General features: G+C 65.8%; 3 protein-coding genes, 1 tRNA gene and 1 pseudogene. All 5 read right to left on the bottom strand.

What is annotated here, in order from left to right; genetic code table 11:
• Window positions 1–141: 141 nt before the first annotated feature.
• A complete protein-coding gene (gene nusG / locus JWQ05_RS19995) occupies window positions 142–678 on the bottom strand; it encodes a transcription termination/antitermination protein NusG (RefSeq protein WP_299662427.1) in 537 nt (178 codons plus the stop codon).
• 66 nt (window positions 679–744) lie between these two features.
• A complete protein-coding gene (secE, locus tag JWQ05_RS19990; protein WP_299662425.1) occupies window positions 745–1,047 on the bottom strand; it encodes a preprotein translocase subunit SecE in 303 nt (100 codons plus the stop codon).
• A 230-nt stretch (window positions 1,048–1,277) separates the two neighbouring features.
• Window positions 1,278–1,354, bottom strand: a tRNA-Trp gene (locus tag JWQ05_RS19985).
• Between the two features lie 139 nt (window positions 1,355–1,493).
• Window positions 1,494–2,327 (bottom strand): DUF1444 family protein, encoded by an 834-nt coding sequence (locus JWQ05_RS19980; RefSeq protein WP_299662422.1) that lies wholly within the window; start codon window positions 2,325–2,327, stop codon window positions 1,494–1,496.
• Window positions 2,328–2,523: 196 nt separating this feature from the next.
• Window positions 2,524–2,654 (bottom strand): annotated as a pseudogene (gene tuf / locus JWQ05_RS19975) (elongation factor Tu); the annotation flags it as partial.

Raw genomic sequence — 2,654 nt, 5'->3', positions numbered from 1 at the left:
GCAAAGCCGCGATCAGCGGCAGCGCCGGCGCGTCGGGCAGGACGGGATTGGCGCGGTAGGCCGCGATCAGCGCCCGCCGCTGCTCAGCCGACAGGGCGGCGCTCGCCGTCATCCCCGCCGCGCCGCCTCAGGCCTGCGACCTCAGGAGGTCTTTTCGACCTGGGCGTATTCCAGCTCGACCGGCGTGGCGCGGCCGAAGATCGACACGGCGACCTTGAGGCGCGACCGGCTCTCATCGATTTCCTCGACGGTGCCGTTGAAGGAGGCGAAGGGACCGTCGGAGACGCGCACCGTCTCGCCGATCTCGAAGGAGACGGAAGGCTTCGGACGATCGACGCCCTCGGCGACCTGACCCTTGATGCGCTCGGCCTCCGAATCCGGGATCGGAACCGGCTTCGACTTGTCGGCGCCGAGGAAGCCCGTCACCTTCGGGGTGTTCTTGATGAGGTGGTAGACCTCGTCGGTCAGGTCGCACTTCACGAGGACGTAGCCGGGGAAGAACTTGCGCTCGGCATCGACCTTGCGGCCACGACGTACCTCGACGACCTTCTCGGTCGGGACCAAGACCTCGTCGAACAGCTCCATCAGGCCACGCTGGGCCGCCTGATCCTTGATGGATTGCGCGACCTTGTTCTCGAAATTCGAGTAGGCGTGGACGATGTACCAGCGCTTCGACACGGTTCTCACCAAATCCTGACGTCGGTCGACCCGTTCGCGCCAGCGCGTTCGGATCGAGGAGTTATTTTAGGCGCCGACCCCGAGGATCAGGGTCACGAGATAGCGCAGCGCCTGATCCACGACCGTGAAGAAGATGCTCGCCACCACCACCATGATGAACACCATCACGGTGGTCACCACGGTCTCCTTGCGGGTCGGCCACGTGACCTTCCGGCCCTCGTCGCGAACCTGGGCCAGGAACTCGGCGGGACCGACGCGCTTGGGCGCGGGACGCGCCGGCGGGGTGGCCCGGGGGGGCGTCGGCGTGGTGGAGCCGCGCTGCGGGGTGCGCGCAAGGTCCACTTTCTTCGATGCTTCGTTCGATGCCATGGCGCCAACAACAGGGAAATCGACCCGAGCTTCGGGAAAGCACGATGCGGCGGCTCCAGGAGGAGCCTGCATCGACGGCCTTCATCGATCTCGGAAGGCGACCGCTCTAACGCAAGTCACCGGGCTTGTCGACTGCGCCCGGCCGGATGTCGCGATGAAGCGATCTGCTAGAAATGAAGAAGATGGGGAGGGTCTGAAGATCTGACGCGGCCAAGTGGCAAGGATCCAAATGGCAGGAGTGGAGGGACTCGAACCCGCAACCTCCGGTTTTGGAGACCGGCGCTCTGACCAGTTGAGCTACACTCCTACGCGCCGCGCTCCAATGCCCGATCCCCGGGGCGGGCGCAAGAGGGGGAAGCGTCGAGACGGAAAAATCCCGACACCGGTCGACGCTTCGCCTTGTCTTCCAGTCTATGGGCCGCTCGTGGTGCCGGCGTTGTCCGATCCTACGATCGGCCGTGCTGGGAGAGTTCGAACGGCGTGAGCGGACGCAGACCGGTCGCGGAATAGGAGAACAGCTCGCGGCTGCGGCTGTAGGGACCTCGCTGCATGAAGTCGGCGGCGGTCCTGGCGAGGCTGACTTTCTCGGCGCTGTCGGGCGTCCAGGCGATCAGGATGTCCCGGGTCGGGACGGTGACGACGATGCTGGGCGTGCCGAGGCCCTCGCGGATCTGGTCCATGACCATGGGGACCAGAAGGCGCGCGCCCGCATAGCTGCTCTCGTCGGCGTGGGTGGCATACTTACCGCGCACACCCGTCTCCGAAATGTGGATTTCGGCGCCACCTGAGGCTTGCGCGAGGTTCTCGATGGCGATCCGCTCGATGGTGCTCTGATCCACGCCCCAGGCGTCGAAGATCGGCCGGTTCACGAGCTGGTAGCGATTCGCCTCGTCGAGGGCGTAGGCCACGAGGAGCCGCTCCGAGAAGCTGCGGCAGGTGAGGTCAGGCGCCTGTTCGCGATATTCGTTGGGGACGAGCTGGATGCGCAGGCGCTTCGAGGCCAGCAGAAAGCCTTCGCGCGTGCCGCCCTTGGTGGTCGTCGGGCTCGCCACCGGACGCACGAAATCGAGGATCACCGCCCGGCGTCGCGTGCCCGTCAGGTCGGCGACCATGGCATTCAGGTTGTCGAGGAACAGTGTCTTGTTGCCGAGGGTGATCTGCCTCGGGTCGGGGTCGAGGGTGAACGCCACGCCGGGGAAATCGCTGCGCAGGATCGCCACGATCTCGTCGCGCAGCGCCCCGCTGCGCAGATCGTCGGCGCGTACCCGCCCCGCCGCCATGCTCGCGAAAGTTGTGGCTCCGGCCGCAAGAATGAACCGACGGGTAAGTGATTCCGGCTTCTTGCCCATGAAACAGACCCCGGCCTACAACCTGGGGTTATCAAACGACGAAGCCCACGATCCGTCAAGCGGATCGCGGGCCTCGACATGACGATCGAACGCGAACCGACGCAGCGTGAGCTGCCGCCGGTTTTGCCTACTCGTTGATGGCGGCGACGACGCCTGCGCCGACGGTACGTCCGCCTTCACGGATGGCGAAGCGCAGCTTCTCTTCCATGGCCACCGGGACGATCAGGGTGACGTCCATGGTCACGCTGTCGCCGGGCA

Origin of the sequence: Methylobacterium sp. (genome assembly GCF_028290105.1) — a bacterium.
In the GTDB taxonomy this organism is placed as follows: Bacteria; Pseudomonadota; Alphaproteobacteria; order Rhizobiales; family Beijerinckiaceae; genus Methylobacterium.
The sequence above is the reverse complement of the archived record's forward strand: the minus strand, read 5'-3'. Positions and strand labels throughout refer to the sequence as shown.

Bases quoted from the DNA above. Each gene is read 5' to 3' on its own strand.
- secE (WP_299662425.1), bottom strand. From the start codon at position 1,047: ATGGCATCGAACGAAGCATCGAAGAAAGTGGACCTTGCGCGCACCCCG.
- JWQ05_RS19980 (WP_299662422.1), bottom strand. From the start codon at position 2,327: ATGGCGGCGGGGCGGGTACGCGCCGACGATCTGCGCAGCGGGGCGCTG.